Annotated in this window: 16 protein-coding genes; 11 read left to right on the forward strand and 5 right to left on the reverse strand. The window is 62.4% G+C overall.

Annotated elements, in window-relative coordinates; genetic code table 11:
- Positions 1 to 57: 57 nt before the first annotated feature.
- The 9 genes from H2170_09935 (at position 58) to H2170_09975 (ending at position 12,635) form a co-directional block, all read left to right on the forward strand.
- A complete protein-coding gene (locus H2170_09935; protein ID MCS6300405.1) occupies positions 58 to 699 on the forward strand; it encodes a DNA/pantothenate metabolism flavoprotein in 642 nt (213 codons plus the stop codon).
- A gap of 460 nt (positions 700 to 1,159) precedes the next feature.
- A complete protein-coding gene (locus H2170_09940) occupies positions 1,160 to 4,828 on the forward strand; it encodes a PAS domain S-box protein (protein MCS6300406.1) in 3,669 nt (1,222 codons plus the stop codon).
- Positions 4,825 to 6,057: an HDOD domain-containing protein gene (locus H2170_09945; GenBank protein ID MCS6300407.1), complete on the forward strand. Its 1,233-nt coding sequence runs from the start codon at positions 4,825 to 4,827 to the stop codon at positions 6,055 to 6,057. Before H2170_09940 ends, H2170_09945 begins: the two co-directional genes overlap by 4 nt.
- 232 nt (positions 6,058 to 6,289) lie before the next feature.
- The gene (locus H2170_09950; protein MCS6300408.1) at positions 6,290 to 7,444 is read left to right on the forward strand and encodes a response regulator; all 1,155 of its coding nucleotides are present in this window, start codon (positions 6,290 to 6,292) and stop codon (positions 7,442 to 7,444) included.
- A 333-nt stretch (positions 7,445 to 7,777) separates the two neighbouring features.
- Complete coding sequence (locus tag H2170_09955; protein ID MCS6300409.1) at positions 7,778 to 8,977, forward strand: HDOD domain-containing protein; 1,200 nt, start codon at positions 7,778 to 7,780, stop codon at positions 8,975 to 8,977.
- A gap of 408 nt (positions 8,978 to 9,385) precedes the next feature.
- Positions 9,386 to 9,646 (forward strand): ferrous iron transport protein A, encoded by a 261-nt coding sequence (locus tag H2170_09960; protein ID MCS6300410.1) that lies wholly within the window; start codon positions 9,386 to 9,388, stop codon positions 9,644 to 9,646.
- 72 nt (positions 9,647 to 9,718) lie between these two features.
- Positions 9,719 to 9,955 (forward strand): ferrous iron transport protein A, encoded by a 237-nt coding sequence (locus H2170_09965; protein ID MCS6300411.1) that lies wholly within the window; start codon positions 9,719 to 9,721, stop codon positions 9,953 to 9,955.
- Between the two features lie 210 nt (positions 9,956 to 10,165).
- On the forward strand, positions 10,166 to 12,304 hold the full coding sequence (feoB, locus tag H2170_09970; GenBank protein ID MCS6300412.1) for a ferrous iron transport protein B: 2,139 nt from the start codon (positions 10,166 to 10,168) through the stop codon (positions 12,302 to 12,304).
- Positions 12,305 to 12,479: 175 nt separating this feature from the next.
- Positions 12,480 to 12,635 carry a FeoB-associated Cys-rich membrane protein gene (locus H2170_09975; protein ID MCS6300413.1) on the forward strand — a complete coding sequence of 52 codons (156 nt, stop codon included), beginning with the start codon at positions 12,480 to 12,482 and terminating at the stop codon, positions 12,633 to 12,635.
- Between the two features lie 28 nt (positions 12,636 to 12,663).
- Here H2170_09975 and H2170_09980 read toward each other — a convergent pair whose 3' ends face one another.
- From H2170_09980 to H2170_09995, 4 genes are read right to left on the reverse strand one after another with little or no spacing between them, the layout of a single operon-like run.
- Positions 12,664 to 13,302: a membrane integrity-associated transporter subunit PqiC gene (locus tag H2170_09980; protein MCS6300414.1), complete on the reverse strand. Its 639-nt coding sequence runs from the start codon at positions 13,300 to 13,302 to the stop codon at positions 12,664 to 12,666.
- 20 nt (positions 13,303 to 13,322) lie between these two features.
- The gene (locus H2170_09985; protein MCS6300415.1) at positions 13,323 to 14,336 is read right to left on the reverse strand and encodes an MCE family protein; all 1,014 of its coding nucleotides are present in this window, start codon (positions 14,334 to 14,336) and stop codon (positions 13,323 to 13,325) included.
- 28 nt (positions 14,337 to 14,364) lie between these two features.
- Positions 14,365 to 15,192 (reverse strand): ATP-binding cassette domain-containing protein, encoded by an 828-nt coding sequence (locus tag H2170_09990; protein MCS6300416.1) that lies wholly within the window; start codon positions 15,190 to 15,192, stop codon positions 14,365 to 14,367.
- Entirely contained in the window at positions 15,176 to 16,309 is a 1,134-nt protein-coding gene (locus H2170_09995; protein MCS6300417.1) for an ABC transporter permease, read from the reverse strand. The genes H2170_09990 and H2170_09995 overlap by 17 nt, the downstream gene beginning before the upstream one ends.
- An 84-nt stretch (positions 16,310 to 16,393) precedes the next feature.
- On the opposite strand from H2170_09995, the gene H2170_10000 reads away from it, so the two are divergent.
- Positions 16,394 to 17,041: an HAD family hydrolase gene (locus H2170_10000; GenBank protein ID MCS6300418.1), complete on the forward strand. Its 648-nt coding sequence runs from the start codon at positions 16,394 to 16,396 to the stop codon at positions 17,039 to 17,041.
- Positions 17,042 to 17,300: 259 nt separating this feature from the next.
- Here H2170_10000 and H2170_10005 read toward each other — a convergent pair whose 3' ends face one another.
- Entirely contained in the window at positions 17,301 to 17,741 is a 441-nt protein-coding gene (locus H2170_10005; GenBank protein ID MCS6300419.1) for a DUF2721 domain-containing protein, read from the reverse strand.
- 170 nt (positions 17,742 to 17,911) lie between these two features.
- Between H2170_10005 and H2170_10010 the strand changes: the two genes are divergently transcribed.
- On the forward strand, positions 17,912 to 18,322 hold the full coding sequence (locus tag H2170_10010; GenBank protein ID MCS6300420.1) for a DMT family protein: 411 nt from the start codon (positions 17,912 to 17,914) through the stop codon (positions 18,320 to 18,322).
- The last annotated feature ends 51 nt before the right edge of the window (positions 18,323 to 18,373 follow it).

Below are 18,373 nucleotides of genomic sequence, written 5' to 3' on the forward strand. Positions count from 1 at the left end.
CACCTCTCGTGCCCTCTGTGTAACTGCTCCGCTCCGCTAATCCTCCTGCCTTTTCACGTGAACATCCTCATCACCGCCGGCGCGACCCGCGAACCCATCGACGCGGTGCGCTTTTTGTCCAACATCAGCACCGGCCGCACCGGAGCGCTGCTGGCCGACGCCCTCGCCGCCCACGGCCACACCGTCACGGTTCTCCACGGCGAAGCGGCCGTGCGCCCCAGCCGCGTGACCGACACCGAGTCGTTTTCCTCCACCGCAGCGCTGCAAGCCGCCCTGCGCCGCCGTCTCGGCAATGCCGCCCACCCCTATGACGCGGTTATCCACTGCGCCGCCGTCTCCGACTACCGCCCTGACTCCACTCACGAGGGTAAAATGTCCTCCTACGCCGCCGAACTGACGGTGCGCCTGGTGCCCACGCCAAAGCTGCTACCCGAGTTAAAAACCTACGCCGCGCCCCGACCGCTGAAGGTCGTTGGGTTCAAACTCACCGCCGGTGCCGATGCGCCGGCCCGCGCGGCGGCCGTGGCCAAACTGTTTGCCGCCGGCACCGTGGATGCGGTTATCCACAACGACATGGACGACCTGTCCACCGGCGACGCCCGCCCCTTCCACGCTTGGCGCGCCGGCCAACCCGCGCCCGAAACCTTGGCCGGAATCGAGGGGCTGATCCCCTGGTTGACGCAGTTTTTCGGGGCCTAAAGCGAATTCGCTGCGTCGAAGATCGGAGCCCTTGGCCCACCCCTGCGCTCACGCGCAAGGCCCCACGATCCCCGTACGGGCTCAAGCGATGTACTCCCCGTGGCCTTGAGCGTGAGCTCGAGGTGCCGGAACCCACGACTTGTACGTGATTCGTCTTAAGCCTGAATTCCGAAGTTCAAACCAACCACAGATTACACAGATTGCACAGATACAATCCCTTAGGAGGTAAAAGGACTCAGCGTGATCCCCTTTTTTTCATCCTGTCTTCAAATTCAGTAACACTCTGTTATCTGTGCTCATCTGTGAATTCCGTGGTTAAAACTTCGGCGTTCGGGTTAAGCCAGCCACTGAGCCCCTAAAACCTGGGCTTATTCCACGAGGGGGCGGCCGCTTTTTGCGAGTTAGCCCTAAGGTAACCGACCGAATGCGCCGATAGATAACTGACCTACTCTCGTCAGTTATGCTGCCCAAAACCACCCCCTCTGCGGCCCCCAGCTCGCCTGCCGGCTGCGCGACCCGCGATTCCGCGCACCCAACCGTGCACGCCCCGCTCGCACCGGCCCTGCCGCTTAAAGCGAACTGCGGAACTCGGGGCCACGCCCGTCTGCGTGGCGCCAGTCTGCCCATAGTCAGCGTGATCCTCATCGGGCTCGGGCTCAGTGTCGCAGCCACCTGGTGGACTGAACAGGTCGCCCGCTCGCGGGATTTTGAATACTTCAACCATCTAGGCGCGGACCTGAAGGCCGAGATCCACCGCTGCATTAATCATAGCGAGAACGGGCTGCGTGGCGCGCGCTCGCTCTGGCCCGCCAGCAAATCAGTCGAACGCGGCGAGTTCACCGCGATGATTGCCGAGCGCAACCTCGCCGAGGAGTTCCCCGGCGCCCTTGGCGTCGGTTTCATTCGCCGCGTGCCGCGAGCAAACCTGGCCGAATTCCTTGTCGCCACTCGCGCCGATGACGCCCCGGGATTCCAACTTAAAAGCCAGGGCGATGCAGCCGAACTCTACGTTGTTGAGTTTATCCACCCGCTGGCGCCGAACGCAGCCGCCGAGGGATTTGATTTCGCGCAAGATCCACGGCTTCGCGCGGCCGCTGAGCACGCCATGCGCAGCGGTGAAATCGCCTTTACCCCGCCGCTTTTGCTCAACCCACAAGACCCGTCCAGCAAAGGGGTTTTTATGATTTTTCCGGTTTACCGAAACGGTAGCCGGCCCGCCACCGCCGACGAGCGCAGCGCAGCGCTCCTGGGCTGGACTTACCTGCCGGTGAGCGCCTCGCGCTTGCTCGCCTCCCTCACCAGCGGGCTGAGCGAGCAGATCAACTTTGATGTTTTGGGCGGCCCCGACCGCAGCCAACCCGTGTTCCAAACCGGAAAAGCCGAAGCTGGCGCTAGCGCACCAACGGCCCATGCGCCGAGGGGATTTCATCGCGTTATCCCCCTTCAGTTGCGCAACGAGTCGTGGGAACTGTCCGTCACTCCCAGCACACACTTCGAAGCGACTTCGCGCCTGAGTGTTTATAGCGCTGCGCTCATCGGGCCCATCCTCACCCTGTTGGTCGCCGGCCTGCTGCTCAGCTACCAGCGTACCTCGCAAAAAGCCCGCGCTCTAGCCGAAGCCATGACCGCCGATCTGGCTGAAGCCAAAAACAATGCCGAGCAACTCGCCCTGGTCGCCACCCGCACCACCAATGCCGTCGTTTTCACCGATGCCCAGCGGCGGATCACCTGGGTAAACGATGGGTTCGTACGCATCACCGGCTATACGGCCAGAGAGGCCATTGGCAAAAAACCCGGCGACTTCTTGCAATCCGTTCGCACTGACCCGGCCACGATTCGGGCCATGCGCGCCGCGTTTGACCGTGGCATGAGTTTCCAGGGCGACATCTGCAACCAGCGCAAGGACGGCCAGGATTATTGGGTGAACCTCGATGTTATCCCGCTGCATGACGAGCTGGGCCAGCTCACCGGCTTCATGGCCACCAAGCTCGATATCACCGCGAGCAAACTCACCGCAGATCGGCTCGAGATCGAAAGGCAGCGCGCCGAAGCCGCGCTGACCGACCTGCGCCGCACCGAGAGCGAGTTGCAGCAAAAGGCCTCGCGCCTAGCTCTGGCCAACCAAGTCGGCGGCATCGGCATTTGGGAATGGGACGTGCGCACCAACACGCTGCTGTGGGACGCCACCATGCGCAGCATCTTCGGCCTGCCACCCGATGCGCTGGTCAATTCCTACGCTTCCTGGGCAGACGCGCTCCACCCCGACGATCGAGCCAAAGCATATGAGGAACTTAAGGATGCAGTCGCAGGCATCCGGCCGTTCGACACCGAGTTCCGGATTTCATGGCCCGACGGCGCGGTTCACCACCTGCGGGCCCGCGCCATCGTTCAACGCGATGAACACGGCCAACCACTCAAGATGATCGGCGTGAACTGGGACATCACCGAATTGAAAAACAGCCAGGAGCGCCTCCAGTTGTTCTCCCGCGCCGTTGAACAAAGCCCGGCCAGCGTCGTCATCACCAACACTCGCGGCGACATCGAGTACGTGAACGACAAGTTCACCCGCCTTACCGGCTACTCTCGCGCCGAAGTTTTGGGCAAAAACCCCCGCGTGCTTAAATCCGGGGAGACCTCGCCAGAGGCCTATTTCGAACTGTGGGCCACCCTGAGTCGCGGCGAGCCTTGGTCCGGGGTCTTCCACAATATGAACAAGGCCGGCCAGCTGTATTGGGAAGCCGCCACCATTACCCCGATTAAGACCGATGCCGGCGTGATCACCCACTACCTCGCCAGTAAAGAGGACATCACCGAGCGCCGCGCCGCCGAGGCCGCGCTGCGCCACGAACGCTGGCTGCTGAACTGCCTGATGGAAACGGTGCCCGCACTGATTTATTTCAAGGACAACGAGAGCCGGTTTATCCAGGTCAACCAGGCGCTGGCCACGTTCGTCGGCGCCGAGCCAGCAACGATCCTTGGCCGCACCGACTTCGACTTCTACCAGGCGGCCGATGCCGCCAAATGCGCCGACGACGAAGCGTCCATTCGTCAAACCGGCCGCCCGATCATCGACCAAATCGAGCAAATCACCCAGCGCAACGGCACCCGGCGCTGGTTCTCCACCAGCAAACTGCCTCTGCGTAACGCCGCCGGTATCATCACCGGCACCTTCGGCCTTTCCACCGACATCACGGTGCAAAAACGCTCCGACGAGGAGCGCGCGACCCTGCAAATCCAGCTCACCCAATCGCAGAAGCTGGAGTCCATCGGTATGCTTGCTGCGGGCATTGCCCACGAGATCAACACGCCCTCGCAATTCGTCACCGACAACCTCGCCTACGTCACCCAAGGAGTGGCTAAACTCGACCCGGTGCTGGAGGCGCATCCCCGCCTGCTCGCCGCGCTGCACGCAAGCGGGCCCTTGGCCCCCGACGTTGCGGAGTGGCTGGCAACCTTGCCCAACGTGAAACTCGAAGTCCTGCGCCGCGAATTACCCTCGGCGCTGGCCGACGCCCACGACGGCATGGTGCGCATCACCCAAATCGTGCGCGCCATGAAGAGTTACTCCCACCGCAGTGGCGACGCGTTGACCGCCTCCGACCTCAACCAAGCCATCGAGAACACCCTGATTGTTTGCCGCAATGAATGGAAATACGTGGCCGACATGCAGACCCACCTCGATCCCGCGCTGCCCGCAGTGCCGTGCCACCTGGGAGATTTCAACCAGGTGATCGTCAACTTGGTGGTCAACGCCGCGCATAGTATCGGCGACGTCGTGGCGAAAACCCCCGGCAGCAAAGGCGTCATCACGGTGAGCACGCGAGTGGCCGAAGGCTGGGCGGAAGTGCGGGTGGCCGACACCGGGGCCGGCATCCCCGAGAGCGCCCGCAGCCACATTTTCACGCCGTTTTTTACCACCAAGCAGGTCGGCAAAGGTACCGGCCAAGGGCTGGCGCTGGCGCGCTCGGTAATCGTCGACCGGCATAAAGGCACGTTGAGCTTCGAAACCGAGCTGGGGCGCGGCACCACGTTTTTTATTCGAATCCCGTTGGTGGCTGTGGTCGAAGCTGGAGCCGCCAACTCAGTCATAGGCAATCCGACCGCCCCCGGTCACCCCACACCCGCATGAACCACATCCTCTTCGTCGACGATGATCCGATGGTGCTCCGCGGGCTGCGGCGTGCGTTTAGCGAGCTTGAGGAGAGTTGGACGGCGGATTGCGTCAACAGCGGCGCGGAAGCCCTGCAAAAGCTCGCCGGCGGCCACTACGACGTGCTGGTGACCGACATGCGCATGCCCGGCATGAACGGCGCGCAACTGCTCGCCGAAGTCGTGCAACTGCGGCCCCAGATCGTGCGCATCGTGCTTTCCGGGCAGGCCGACCACGAGCTGCTGGTGCAGTGCGTGAACACCGCGCACCATTATTTTTCCAAGCCCTGCGACCCGGAGTTGTTGCGCACCACCGTGCAGCGCCTCTTCAATCTTGGCCAAGGCGTAGGCGACGACCGTACCCGCGGCTTGGTTAACCGACTGCCGCTGCTGCCGAGTCGGCCTGAGATTTACCAACGGCTGCTAACGGCCATCGCCGAGCCTAGCACCGACTTGGAATCGTTGGGCCGGCTGGTGGAATCCGACCAGGGCCTCACGGCCAAAGTCCTCAAGTTGGCCAACTCCTCGTTTTTCGGCTTTGGCCATTCGGTGCGCAGCGTAGCCGATGCGGTGAGCCTGCTCGGCGTCGAGGTGTTGAAGTCGATGGTGCTGAGCGTGCAGGTATTCGATTTTTGCAAACACTCGACCCGGGCCGGCCTGTCGATCGAGCGGCTGTGGGCGCGCGCCCAGGCGACGGCGGCGGCGGCGCGGAGGATTGCCCACGAGGAAGGACTGCCGCGCGAGCAGCAGGAGGCGGCGTTCACGGCGGGTATTTTGCACAACTGCGGGCTGCTGGTGTTGGCGGAAAACCTGCCCGATCAAGTGCGCGCCGCCATCGCCCTGGCACGCAACCAGCACCAGCCGTTGTACAACGGCGAACTGCAAACCTACGGGTCAACCCACGCCGAGGTCGCCGGTTACGTGCTCGATTTGTGGGGGTTGCCCAAATCGATCGTTGAGGCGGTGGCCAGCCACCTGCGCGGCCCCGGCTTGCTGCCCGCCCCCGCGGGACAGGCCACCGCCACCGCACCGCTCGATACGCTCACCCTGTTGCATGTCGCCCATGGACTGGTCGGCGAGCGCCTGACCTCCATCGACGGCATCGCCGAAACCGCGCTCGACCTCGCTCGCCTCGCCAGCCTCGGCATTGAAAGCCGCCTGCCAACCTGGCGCGCCTGCGTAGCCGAGACCCTGAAGCCCAATCCCTGAAGAACGGCCCCAAACAAAAGCCCAGAACAACATCCGACATTCAACGCTCAACTTCCAACGTCCAACCGCCCCCCCCTTCGGCCTCCGCCTCTCCGCCCCTTGAACGTTGGATGTTCAATGTTGGATGTTGAACGTTCTCCCCGCCCCCAGCCCCCCTTCCCCCGCCCCCGTCCCCTTTCCCCGTCCTCCGCCCCTCCGTCCTCCGCAACCGCCCCCTTTTCCCCCCGCCCCCATGTCCAATCTTATTCTAGCCGTTGACGACGAACCCCTGATCCTGCGCGCCTACCAACGCAGCCTTGGCGAGCAATTCACCCTCCACACCGCCGAAGGGCCCGCCGCCGCACTCAAAATGCTCGAGGCCGAGGAATACGCGGTCATCCTCACCGACCTCAAAATGCCGGGTATGGACGGCGTGCAATTTCTCCAGGCCGCCCGTGCCCTGCGACCGGATACGGTGCGCCTGATGATCTCGGGCCACGCCGACATGGGCGACGCGCTCAACTCCATTAACCAGGCCGGTGTTTTCCGGCTCATGCTCAAGCCCTGCGCCCCGGAGCAGGTGGCCGCAGCGCTTAACGCTGGCCTTGAGCAGTACCGGCTGATCACCGCCGAGAAGCAGTTGCTGGAAGGTACGCTCAACGGCGCGATCCAGGCGCTCACCGACATCCTCAGCCTGCTCGATGCTGAGGCGTTTGGGCAGGCACAGCTGCGCCGCAGCTTGGCGCGTGAAGTCGCCCTGGCGCTCAAGCAGCCCACGTGGAGCTTTGAAATTGCCGCGCAGCTCGCCGAGATCGGCCGGGCGACATTACCCCCATCGGTCAACGAAAAGCTCAAAAACCATCAGCCGTTGTCGGCTGCGGAAACCAAACTGGTTGAACGCGTGCCGGAGTTTTCCAGCCGCTTGTTGCAACGCATCCCGCGCCTCGAAGCCGTGACGCAGGCAGTGCTTTACCAGGACAAGCATTTCAACGGGGCGGGTTACCCGGAGAACAAAATCGCCGGCGCGGCCATCCCGCTGGAAGCACGTGTGCTGCACGCAATCAAAGCGCTGCTAACGATCGTTCGCAAAGGCACCTCGCCCACCGAGGCGATCAGCTTGCTCAAGCAAGGACCCGAGCGCTATGAACCCGCGGTGGTGCTCGCGCTGTACGCCAGCGTGAAGGTCTTTGAGGCAGCGGCTAAACCCGTAACGACCAATGGCCTGACCGCCCCCAGCGCAGTAAGCTTGGCTAAACTGGAAGCGGGCATGACCCTGCGTGCCAACGTGACCACGCCCAACGGGCTGATCTTACTCACCGCCGGCACGCGCCTAACCGAGGCGCACCTGCAACGGTTGCAGAATTTCGCCGAGATTAACGGCGTAACCGAACCCATCGCGATTGAATGACGGCATTGGAGGACTGATCCGCCAAGGCCGAGCTGGATCTCGCCGTTCCCTTTTAGGCTTCTTTGGCGCTTCTGCCTAAACCCCAGGCTACCTACCATAACTAAGCCACGCCCATCCGCTCCTACTTTGGTGTCCGTTCGTGTAGTTCGTGGGTAAAACGGCCGCCGCATAACCGCTGCTACCTCCCCACGGAACAGCGGGCTCCAACCCGAATCGATGCCGCGTCACATTTTAGGCGATTCCCCACTTAGTTAAAGGCCCCGTGTGCCGATAACTCTCCAACGCGGCCTCCCCTGCGATGATTTTACCTTTGCTACTCCCCACCTGACGCCGATGAAACACATTCTTTTTGTTGATGATGAACAGCGGCTGATGGAAGGGCTGCGGCGAGCCTTTGACGACCTTGGCGAAACCTGGAGCGTGGCGAGCGCAACGGGTGGCGACGAGGCGCTGCAAAAACTCGCCGCCGGTCCGTGTGATGTACTGGTGACCGACATGCGCATGCCGGGCATGAACGGAGCCGAACTGCTCGCTGTGGTCGCCCAACGCTACGCCCACGTCGTGCGCATCGTCCTTTCAGGCCAAGCCGACCAAACCCTACTAGCGCAAAGCGTGAGCACCGCTCACCATTATTTCGCCAAACCCTGTGCCCCGAAGCAGTTGCGCGAAACCGTGCTCAACCTCGTTGGTTTGGGCGCAAAGGACAAAAACGTGAGCGCGGTGCTGATGGCCGACCGGCTTCCGCTTTTACCGAGCCAGCCCCTCGTTTACCGCCGTTTAGTGGCCGCTATCAACCAGCCCGGAACCGATCTGGAAACCCTCGCGCATTTGGTGGAGGCCGATCAGGGCCTCACCGCTAAAGTGCTGAAATTATCCAACTCCGCCTATTTCGGTTTCGGTCACACGGTGAACTCGGTGGCCGAGGCGGTGAACCTGCTGGGCGTCGAGCTCTTGAAGGCGTTGGTGCTGAGCGCGGAGATTTTCAATTTTTGCCATGATCCCGGCCGGGCGGGCATCTCCGTGGATCGGCTCTGGGCGCGGGCGCAAGCGTTGGGTTCGGCGGCACGGGCGATTGCCAAGGAAGAACGCCTGCCAGGGGAGTTACAGGAATGCGCCTTTACGGCGGGGCTGCTCCACAACTGCGGATTATTGGTCTTGGCCGCTAACCTGCCGGGTCCACTCAGCACGGCCATCGCCATGGCGCGAAACCGCCAGCAACAGCTCGACGAGTGTGAACGCCTCACTTACGGCACCACCTACGCTGAGGTTTCCGCCTATGTCCTCAGCCTGTGGGAATTGCCGACTTCGATCGTCGAGGCCGTGGGATCTCACCACACGGGTCCGGCGCTAGACGCCCCCGAACTGACCCTGCCCACCCTGCTACACGTGGCGCACATTCTTGTCGGCGAGCGGCAACCCGCGATCGACGGCGTACCCAACTCGCTGCTCAAACTCCCTCCCGCCTGCCTGCTCGCCCTTGAACCCCGCCTGCCCGTCTGGCGGGCCTTGCTGGCCGAACTCCCCCTGGCTTAACCGCAATGCCGTTAAGGCATGCTCTACCTCGAGCAATCGGCGTCGGATCGAGAACGAGTAAGATTAAGAGAACGAGAACGATACGGAATTCAGCGGTGCCGCTGACGTGCCGATCGGTGGACGGGGATTGAATCGTTCTCGTTCTCTTACTCGTTCTCTTTCGTCAGGGACTCGGGGGCGTTTCGGTTCGGTGTACTCGATTCCTTTGTTCGTATATTAATATTATAGCGCAACTTGCTTATCCCGAGATTTATCCGGGCCATGCCTTACAGGCATTAGGCTTAACCACGCAACTTCCACCGCCTCGCGCCCACGTAATCCGGCCCTTCCCTCGTCGCCCCCCTGCTCGGCCCCCATCCCGGCGCTTGACATTGAAACTGAGTCTCAGTCATAACAACGCCTTCGCTTATGCCCACCGACTCACGCTTACAGCGTCCGCGTATGACGCTCACCGAGATGCCCACTGGGGCGGCGGGGCGCATTCATGCGCTTAACGGCGCAGTGGAGGTGTGCCAGCGTTTGCGTGAAATGGGCTTCTGTGAGTCGGCGGTGGTGCAAAAAATCTCCGGCCAGAGCACGTTGCTGTGCCAAGTCTGTGGCATGCGGGTCGCCCTCGGCGAAGGGGTGGCCCAGCATATCACCGTCGAAATTATTCGCGGCGTGCGTTGAGGCAACCGCCACTGGTTGCAATCGCCGCTCGCCCGCCCCCCGCCGCTCCCCCCCGACAGCCCCCCCTTTTTTATGGCTGAGCTCACACCGCTTTCATCCCTTGCCGTTGGCGCCAGCGCCGTCGTCCGCGAATTCCCCAAGCAGGGCGTCGCTTTTCTACGCCTGCGCGAGATGGGGCTACTGCCCGGCACCTCCCTGACCCTCGTGCGCACCGCGCCAATGGGCGACCCGCTCGAAATCAAGTTCCGCGGCTACAACCTCACCCTGCGCAAAACCGAGGCCGACTTTATCTTGGTCGAAGCGAAATAAGCCGGTCAGCGTAGTCCCACGCGCCGGCTCCTCCTCGTTCTCCTACTCGTTCTCTCCGCCGAATCCTTCGCCGAATCGTTCTCTTTCCTCTTTATCTTAATCTTTCGTCAGGGGTGCGTGCCCCGCCCGACAGCCACGACAACTGGCATCGGATTCCGGAGGGATAACGATAAAGATAACGAGGAAAGAGAAAGATCAGCTCCCGCCTCTATGACGCCTCCCCTCCCTCCCTCCAAACCCGCGCCCTCCACCCGCGCCTCGGCTCCCGTTTACGGCCTGGTCGGCAATCCCAACTGCGGTAAATCCACTCTGTTTAACGCCCTCACCGGCCTGAAGCAGAAGGTGGGCAATTACCCAGGTGTCACCGTCGAGCGCAAGATCGGTACCGCTTACACCCAGCACGGCCAGCCGCTCACCCTGATCGACCTGCCAGGCACTTACTCGCTAGCCGCCCGCTCCCCCGACGAGGCCGTCACCCGCGACGTCCTCCTCGGCCGCCGTGCCGACACCGCCATGCCCGACCGCATCGTCTGCGTCGTCGATGCCACTAACCTAGAGCGCAACCTTTACCTCGTTCACCAGATCCTCGACCTCGGTCGCCCGGTCATCCTCGTGCTCAACATGATCGATGTAGCCGAGGAACTGGGCATGCGCATCGACACCGCACGGCTCGAACAACTGCTCGGCATCCCGGTGATCCCCTGCGCCGCCTCCAGCGGCCGCGGCGTCATAGAACTCAAACTCACCCTCAGCCGCTCCGACCTGCCGCTTTCCCGGCATGCTTGGGGCGTGCCCGCCGCCATCGCCCCCGCCGTCTCGGAGTTGCAAGCCTCGCTCCAGGAAAACGACGGCAAACCCCCGCTCATCGCCCGCGCCGAGGCCCTGCTGCTACTCACCGACCGCGACAGCGTACGTGTGGCCGGCTCCACTGCGCTCGCCACCCGCACCCAGGAAATCCTTGCGTCGTGGGAAAAACGCTGGGCCGCCGCCGGCACCGATTGGGCCGCCGAACTCGTTAACGCCCGCTACGAGAGCATCGGTAAACTCACCGCCGAGGTCGTCGGCCAGGACTCCGCCACCCCTGTCGGCCCCAGCGTGAGCGACCGCATTGACGCTTGGGTGACGCACCCCGTGTGGGGCTGGACGATCTTCGGCACGATCATGGCGGCAATGTTTTTGAGCATCTTTACCCTAGCCGATATCCCCATGGGCTGGATTGAAAGCCTGATGGGCGTTCTGTCCACCTGGGTCAGCGGCCTAATCCCGGCCGGCGACCTGCACGACCTGGTGATCGACGGTGCCATCGCCGGCGTGCAAGGCGTGATCATCTTCCTGCCGCAAATCATCATCTTATTCTTCTTTATCGGCCTGCTGGAAAGCACCGGCTACATGGCGCGCGCGGCCTTTATCATGGACCGCATGATGAGCCGCGTCGGCCTCAACGGCCGCAGTTTTATCCCGCTGCTCGGCTCCTACGCCTGCGCGATTCCCGGCATCATGGCCACGCGCACCATTGAGCAACCCAAGGACCGCCTCGTGACCATCCTCGTGGCGCCGTTTATGAGCTGCTCGGCGCGCCTCCCGGTTTACCTGCTGCTGATCGCCGCGATGGTCCCGACCAGCGAAGTGCCGCTGGGCACCAAGGTCGGCCTCATGTTGCTCATGTATTCGCTAGGCACCTTTGGCGCGTTTGGCTTCGCTTGGTTTTTCAAGAAAACCCTGCTGCGCAGTGCCCCGCCGCTGATGATTATGGAACTGCCGCCCTATCGTTTGCCACGCGTGCGCGACGTCGCCCAGCAAATGGCTGAACGCGCCGGCATTTTCGTCAAACGCGCGGGCACGGTCATCCTCGGATTGTCGATCGTGCTGTGGTTTCTCGCGACCTACCCGAAAGCCCCCGAAGGCACGCCCAAGGAACAAGCGCTGGCGCACAGTTTCGCCGGCCAGGCGGGACACGCGCTCGAACCGGTGATCGCACCGCTGGGCTTCGACTGGCGCATCGGCATCGGCTTGATCAACTCCTTTGCGGCCCGCGAGGTGTTTAACAGTGCGATGAGTGTGATTTTCGCAGTCGAAACCAGCGACGACGAGGAAGCCGACGCAGGCCACCTGCGCGACGCGCTGCAAGCGGCGGTGCGGACCGACGGCAGCAAGTTGTTCACGCCCCTAGTGTGCCTCAACCTGATGGTGTTTTACGTCTTCGCGATGCAGTGTTTGAGCACGGTCGCGGTGGTGAAACGCGAAACCAACTCGTGGCGCTGGCCATTGTTTCAACTCGCTTACATGACCGGTTTCGCCTGGGGCCTGTGCCTTGTCATTTATCAAGTCGGCCGCGCACTCGGGTACTAAACCAAGACAGACCGAGTGTTAACCGCTAATGGACGCTAATGACCGCTAATCCAGAAATAGGCCGGGCCGGAATTAGCGTCACTTAGCGTACATTAGCGGTTAAAACTCCGTTTCCGTCTCCGTTTCCGCCGCCCGGTCGGTTGCCTCAATCACCTTCGTAATCTAAGCTTCCACTATGTTCACCGACTGGCAAACCCCGCTCGCCCTCTTCGTGGTCGCTGTGACGCTCGCCTTGCTGATTCGCGGAGCTTGGAAAAAACGTCAAAAGCCCGGCTGTGGCGGCAACTGCGGTTGCCCCAGTCAGGACATAAAGAAGCAACTCAAGAAGTAGCCGCGGCGCCCCGCCCCCACGCACCGCCTCAGCGGGCGGGAAGCGATTGGGTCAACTCCGCACCGAGCGCGTCCACACCGGCGCTGAGCGCAATCGCCAGCGCACCGAAATCCTTGCCGTCCCAGGCCTGCTCAGGAGCGGTGAACGTCTTGCGCAGCACAATCGAGCCACCCACGGCCGCCTCGGTGACCTCGACCACCGCAACCAACGAAGCGACGGTGCGTCCATCCACCCGGCGCTCACCCTCACAGCGGGAAATAATCACCGCCACGTCGTAATCCCGCACGACTTCGAAGGGGAATGGCTGCGTATACACGCGACTCACCTGCGGCGATGCCCCCAAGCGGTCCGCCAAGGCGTGCCCGATACTGGTGGCCAGCGGCTCCGCCCAACGCGAAAAACTGTGGTACGTGATCTCATTGCCCGCTTCGCGAACAACCAAGTCCTTGCCGTTCAAATACGGGGCGATTTCGATGCGCTTCAAGCCGAGCACCAACGCCTTCTCGGCCTTGGCCGCTTGCTTCACGTCGGGCACGCCCCGGTTGAGCACGTAATAGCGCGTGGGATCGGACGAGGGCGCTGGCAACAGGGAGCACCCGGCCAGAGCCAGCACACAGAGGCTGATCATCGGCAGGCGGAGGAGGCGGAATGAGGCGGTAAAATTCATCGACGTGGTAACCGTTAAAATCACTTGGTGGGAAGGAGCGGGGTCTTTCGGCCGCTGAGCAGCGCGCTCGGGTTGCGTTCAAGAAAATCAGCCAGGCCGCGCACCGCAGAGGCCGCTTCGCCGAGCTTCATCAATGCTTGGGCCGCCTCGTCGCCGAGATTCTGCTGGGCGCTCACGAATTTCTGCACGGTTGCTGCGGTGCCATTAAACGCCACCACGGTCGCGCGCACCTCCTCGAGCGTCTTGGCCAGATCCGCACCCTTCGGGCCGTTCTGGGCATAGTCGCCAAGGATGAGATCGAGCTTTTGCGCGGCCGCGCCCAACCGCTCCAGCGACTGCTTGAGCTCGGGCGAGGCGGCCAGTTCACGAATCGCCGTGCCGGCCTTCGCCCATTCCGCCACCAGGGCGCCCGTATCCATCGCGTTGATCTTCGCCCGGGTGTCGGCCAGCAGGCCGTGCACCTCGACCGACAGCGCCTGGAAATCGATGCGCTTCAAATTATTCAAAATCACGGTGAGGTTGGACTGAAACTCCGAAATCGCCGAGGGCACCGCAGGCATTTCGAGGTACTTCGACGCCAGATCCGCTCGCGCCTTGAACGGGTAAATCGCCGGGTCGAGAAAATCGAGCTCCACAAAAAGCAACCCCGTCGCCAGGCCGATGACACCGAGCTGGGCGCGCAGGCCGCGCTCCACGAGCCCCTGCAACTGGCCGGCCTCGGTCACGTCAATGAGCTGGCCCTTTTCGTCGGCGATGAGGTTGCGGTTGAGCTCGCAGGCGACGGCCACCAGCGAGTGATTGGTGTTGGGCACGTAGCGCAGGCTGATGTCCACCACGCGGCCCACGCGCACACCGCGCAACTTCACCGGCGAGCCCAGATCCAAGCCGTGGATCGACTCGTCAAAGTACACCACGAAGCGCTCGGGGCGGGAGAAAAAGTTAATGCCGCCGAACGAGAACAGCGCGACCATGCCCAGCACGAGCGCACCTAGGACAAACAAACCGACGACGGCAGGACTGACTTTGGTCTTCACAGTAAAAGAGGGTTAGGCGGGAGCGGGCTTAAGGGGAAGGCTGGTTTTGACGGCTGGGATCGGCGGCATCTTCGCCGCGTCCCAAGAACTCGCGCACGCGCACATCAGGACTAGTTTTCACCAGCACGCGGGGGTCGCCCTCGGCGATGATTCCCTTGGCCTGCTTGTCGAGCATGATGACCCGGTCGGCGATGGCGAAAATCGAGGCCAGTTCATGCGAGACCACGACGCAGGTCATGCCGAGCAGGTCGCGCAAATTCAGGATCAACTCGTCGAGCCGCCGCGAGGTGAGCGGGTCAAGGCCGGCCGAGGGCTCGTCAAAGAACACGATCGCCGGGTCCAGCGCCAGGGCGCGAGCCAAGCCGGCGCGCTTTTTCATGCCGCCGCTGATCTCCGCCGGGTAATAGGCGCCGTAGCCGGAAAGGCCCACCTGCGCGAGTTTCATGCAGGCGAGCTCCGCGCGCTCGGCGGCGTCGAGTGGGGTGTACTCCTCCAGCGGCAGCATCACGTTCTCCAGCAGGTTGAGCGAACTCCACAGCGCGCCCCCTTGGTAAAGCACGCCGATGCGCTGCAGGATTTCGCGCTGGCGGTCGGCGCTAGCCGAGTTGTAACACTCGCCAAAAAATTTAACCGTGCCGGCGGTCGGCAGGTTGAGGCCGACCAGGTGCCGCAGCAGCGTGCTTTTGCCGCAACCGGAGCCGCCGATGATAAAAAATATCTCCCCGCGCTTCACTTGGAAGTTCACGTCCTTGAGTAACACATGCCCATCATAGCCGCACTCCAGGGAGGACGCGTCGAGGGCGGGAGCGGTGGGATTGGCGCGGTTCATAACGGTAGGGTTACCAGCCGAGGACATTAAAGGTTACCGCGAAAAGCGCGTCGGCGACGATGATGAGCAACAGCCCCATAACAACCGCCGAGGTGGTCGCCCGACCCACCCCAGCCGCACTGCGCTCGGCCCGCAACCCGCTATGGCAACCCGCCAACCCGACCAGCATCCCGAAGGCCGATGCCTTGATCAGTCCGGTGGTGATATCCGACAAATCAATAGCCGTGAGCGTCTCCACCCAGTAGGCCGAGGGAGGGATGTCGAGCACACCGCGCGACACGATCATGCCGCCCAGGATGCCCAGGCTGTTGGCGTAGAGTGCGAGCAGGGGCATCATCAGACCCAGCGCAACCAACCGTGGCAGCACCAGGAAATCCACCGGGCGGATACCGAGGGTCTGCAAGGCATCAATTTCCTCGCCCGCGCGCATGTTGCCCAAAGTCGCCGCGAACGCCGCGCCGGTGCGGCCGGCCAGGATGATCGCCGTCATCATCGCCCCCATCTCGCGCACCATCACCAACCCGACCGCGTCGGCCACGTAAATGTCGGCCCCGAATTGCCGCATCAGCACCGCCGACTGATAGGCCATGATCAGGCCGGTCAGCAGGCTGATCAGGCTGACGATGGGAAGGGCCATCGCGCCGCATTGCTGCATCTCGTCGAGGCAGTCGCGCCAACGGAACTTATGCGGCTTTTTAAGCAGTCCGGTGGCGCTGATCACGCACTCGCCCACGAACGTGGCGATCTCCTTGGTCTTGGCCCAAACGTCTTGGGCGGCGAAGCCCACCATCGACAGAAAATCTCGCGAGCGGTCCACCGGCATGCGGGTCTCGTTCACCACCTCCAACTGCTGGAGCAGTTTTTGCAGCGCGTCCGGCAGGTCGGCAAATTCGCACTGCACGCCCTTAACCCGGCACCACTGCCGCACCTCATAGACAAACAGCAGCAGCGAACTATCCCAGTCGCCCAGCCGCCCCCAAACCAGTTTCACCCGCCCCGGAGCCTGCCCCTCGATCAACGCCGGCCACGACGGCCGCGTCTCCGTTATGCGCCAGGCGCCGTGCAACTCGACACGCAAGGCCTCGTTCTGCGGGCTCAAATGCACGCGAGTCTCGGGCGGCAGCGGACTGATCGGTTCGGACATTGTCCCCACTTGACCTCAGCTCGCCCCAGAAGGCACGAAATTTTTATATCGTTCCCTTGAATCGACGCCACATAGGGTTGCCGCATGCGTTTTCGTACCGTGCTTTTCGACCTCGACGGAACCCTGATGGATCACCTGCCGGCGATCCACCGCAGCTATGTCCACACGCTGCCCCAGCTCGGCTTTCCGGCGCCGACCTACGACCAGGTCAAACGCGCGATCGGCGGCGGGCTGGAAAACGCGATGCTCAAATTCATCCCCGAAGCCCGCGTGGCCGAGGCCATCGCGATTTACCGGCCCTTCTGGGATGCCACCATGCTCACCGGCGGTGAAGCCATGCCGGACGCCCTTGAACTGCTCGAGCGCCTCCACGTCGGCGGCATCACGACAGCGGTGTTCACCAACAAACACGGCCCCTCGGCGCGCGAAGTCTGCGCCCACCTCGGTTTTACTCGCTACACCCGCGACGTTTTCGGTGCCAAGGACACGCCCTGGCTCAAGCCTGCACCCGAGTTCACCGCCCACGCCCTTAAAGCCCTCGGCGCGGACGCCGCCAGCACCTGCATGGTCGGCGATTCGCCATGGGACGTGCAAGCCGCGCACAACGCCGGCTTCCCCTGTTTCGCCGTGACCACGGGCACCCACACCCACGAGGAGTTAAGCATGGCCGGCGCCGACGGGGTTTACGCCAGCCTCGGAGCGATTGGCGCGGCGCAGTTCGGCCTGGGCTAAACACTAAAAAAACCAAGCAGCGCTGGGTTTGGCGATGATTGCATTCCGATGATCGCGGGAGGGCCCACCTCCATGCGGGCTGGTTCGGGCAGCCGAAAAAGTAGCGCAGACTTCCCAGTCTGCCTCGGGTGCTTGCCGGAGCAGACTGGAAGTCTGCGCTACTTTTTCGATCCCGGACGACACGGAGGTCGTCCCTCCGATATCGTTCTCGTTCTCCTACTCCTACTCATTCTCTCGCCCGCCTCCGATATCATCGCGCTCAAACCAGCGGCGGGTGGTCGAGCGCACGCTCCACCTCAAGCCCGAGGGCGTTGAGCGACAGGAAAATATCGCGCAAAAACGCCCCCAATGCCCCGAGCAGCAGGCCGATACTCATGATAAAAAGCCCGAGGATAAACACCTCCAAATTGGCATCGAGCAGGGCGTCTGCAAAAATCGCCACCACCAGCAGGCCCGAGCAGAACATACTGGATACGCCCAGTGTGACCGCGCTGCGCACGATCTGGGCGCGCCGGTACATGATCCGCAATTGATGTTCGACGTGATCCCGCTCCCCGGCGCTGGCCGCACGAGCCTGGCCGGCGAGGATACGGGTGCGGTCGACGATGCGCCCCATGCGATTGGTCATGGTCAGCAGCAGCGAGCCCAAGCCGGTGATCAAAATCACCGGAGTAATCGAAAGCTGAATGGTGGGGAGCAAAGACGCGGAAACCGAAAGATCCATCCGCCCACTCCGCCAGAGTCCGCCCCCGAAGCAACTCCGCTTACCTTTGAAAAGCGCCCGCTAGCCAACCTCCATTGACCTAGCCCGACACACCTCCCTCATTTTAATTACTGCTCCCCCCATTCGCCTGCTTAGCGCATCCTGTCATGAAAACTATCCTCCTGCTTGTAGCCTCCAACATCTTCATGACCCTCGCCTGGTACGGGCACCTCAAGCTGAAGTTCTTGGAGGGCAAAGGCCTCATCTGGATCATCTTGTTTTCGTGGGGCATCGCGTTTTTCGAATACTGCTTGATGATTCCCGCCAACCGAGCCGGGTACCTCAGCGGGGATTTTACCGGCTATCAGCTCAAGATCATCCAGGAGTGTATCACGCTCGGCGTGTTTGTGGTGTTTGCTTGGCTGGTGCTGAAGGAAAAACTCACCTGGAACTACGCGGTAAGTTTTGCGCTGCTGGTGGCCGCCCTGTACTTCGCCACCGCCTTTAAGCCCAGTGGCAAAACCGAACGTTCAACATCCAACCTTCAACCTCCAACATCCAACGCCCAGCCCCGTTGAACGTTGGATGTTCAATGTTGGATGTTGAACGTTGGGCAGCGGATTTCGGAC

The sequence above is a fragment of the Opitutus sp. genome (assembly GCA_024998815.1).
Lineage (GTDB): Bacteria > Verrucomicrobiota > Verrucomicrobiia > Opitutales > Opitutaceae > Rariglobus.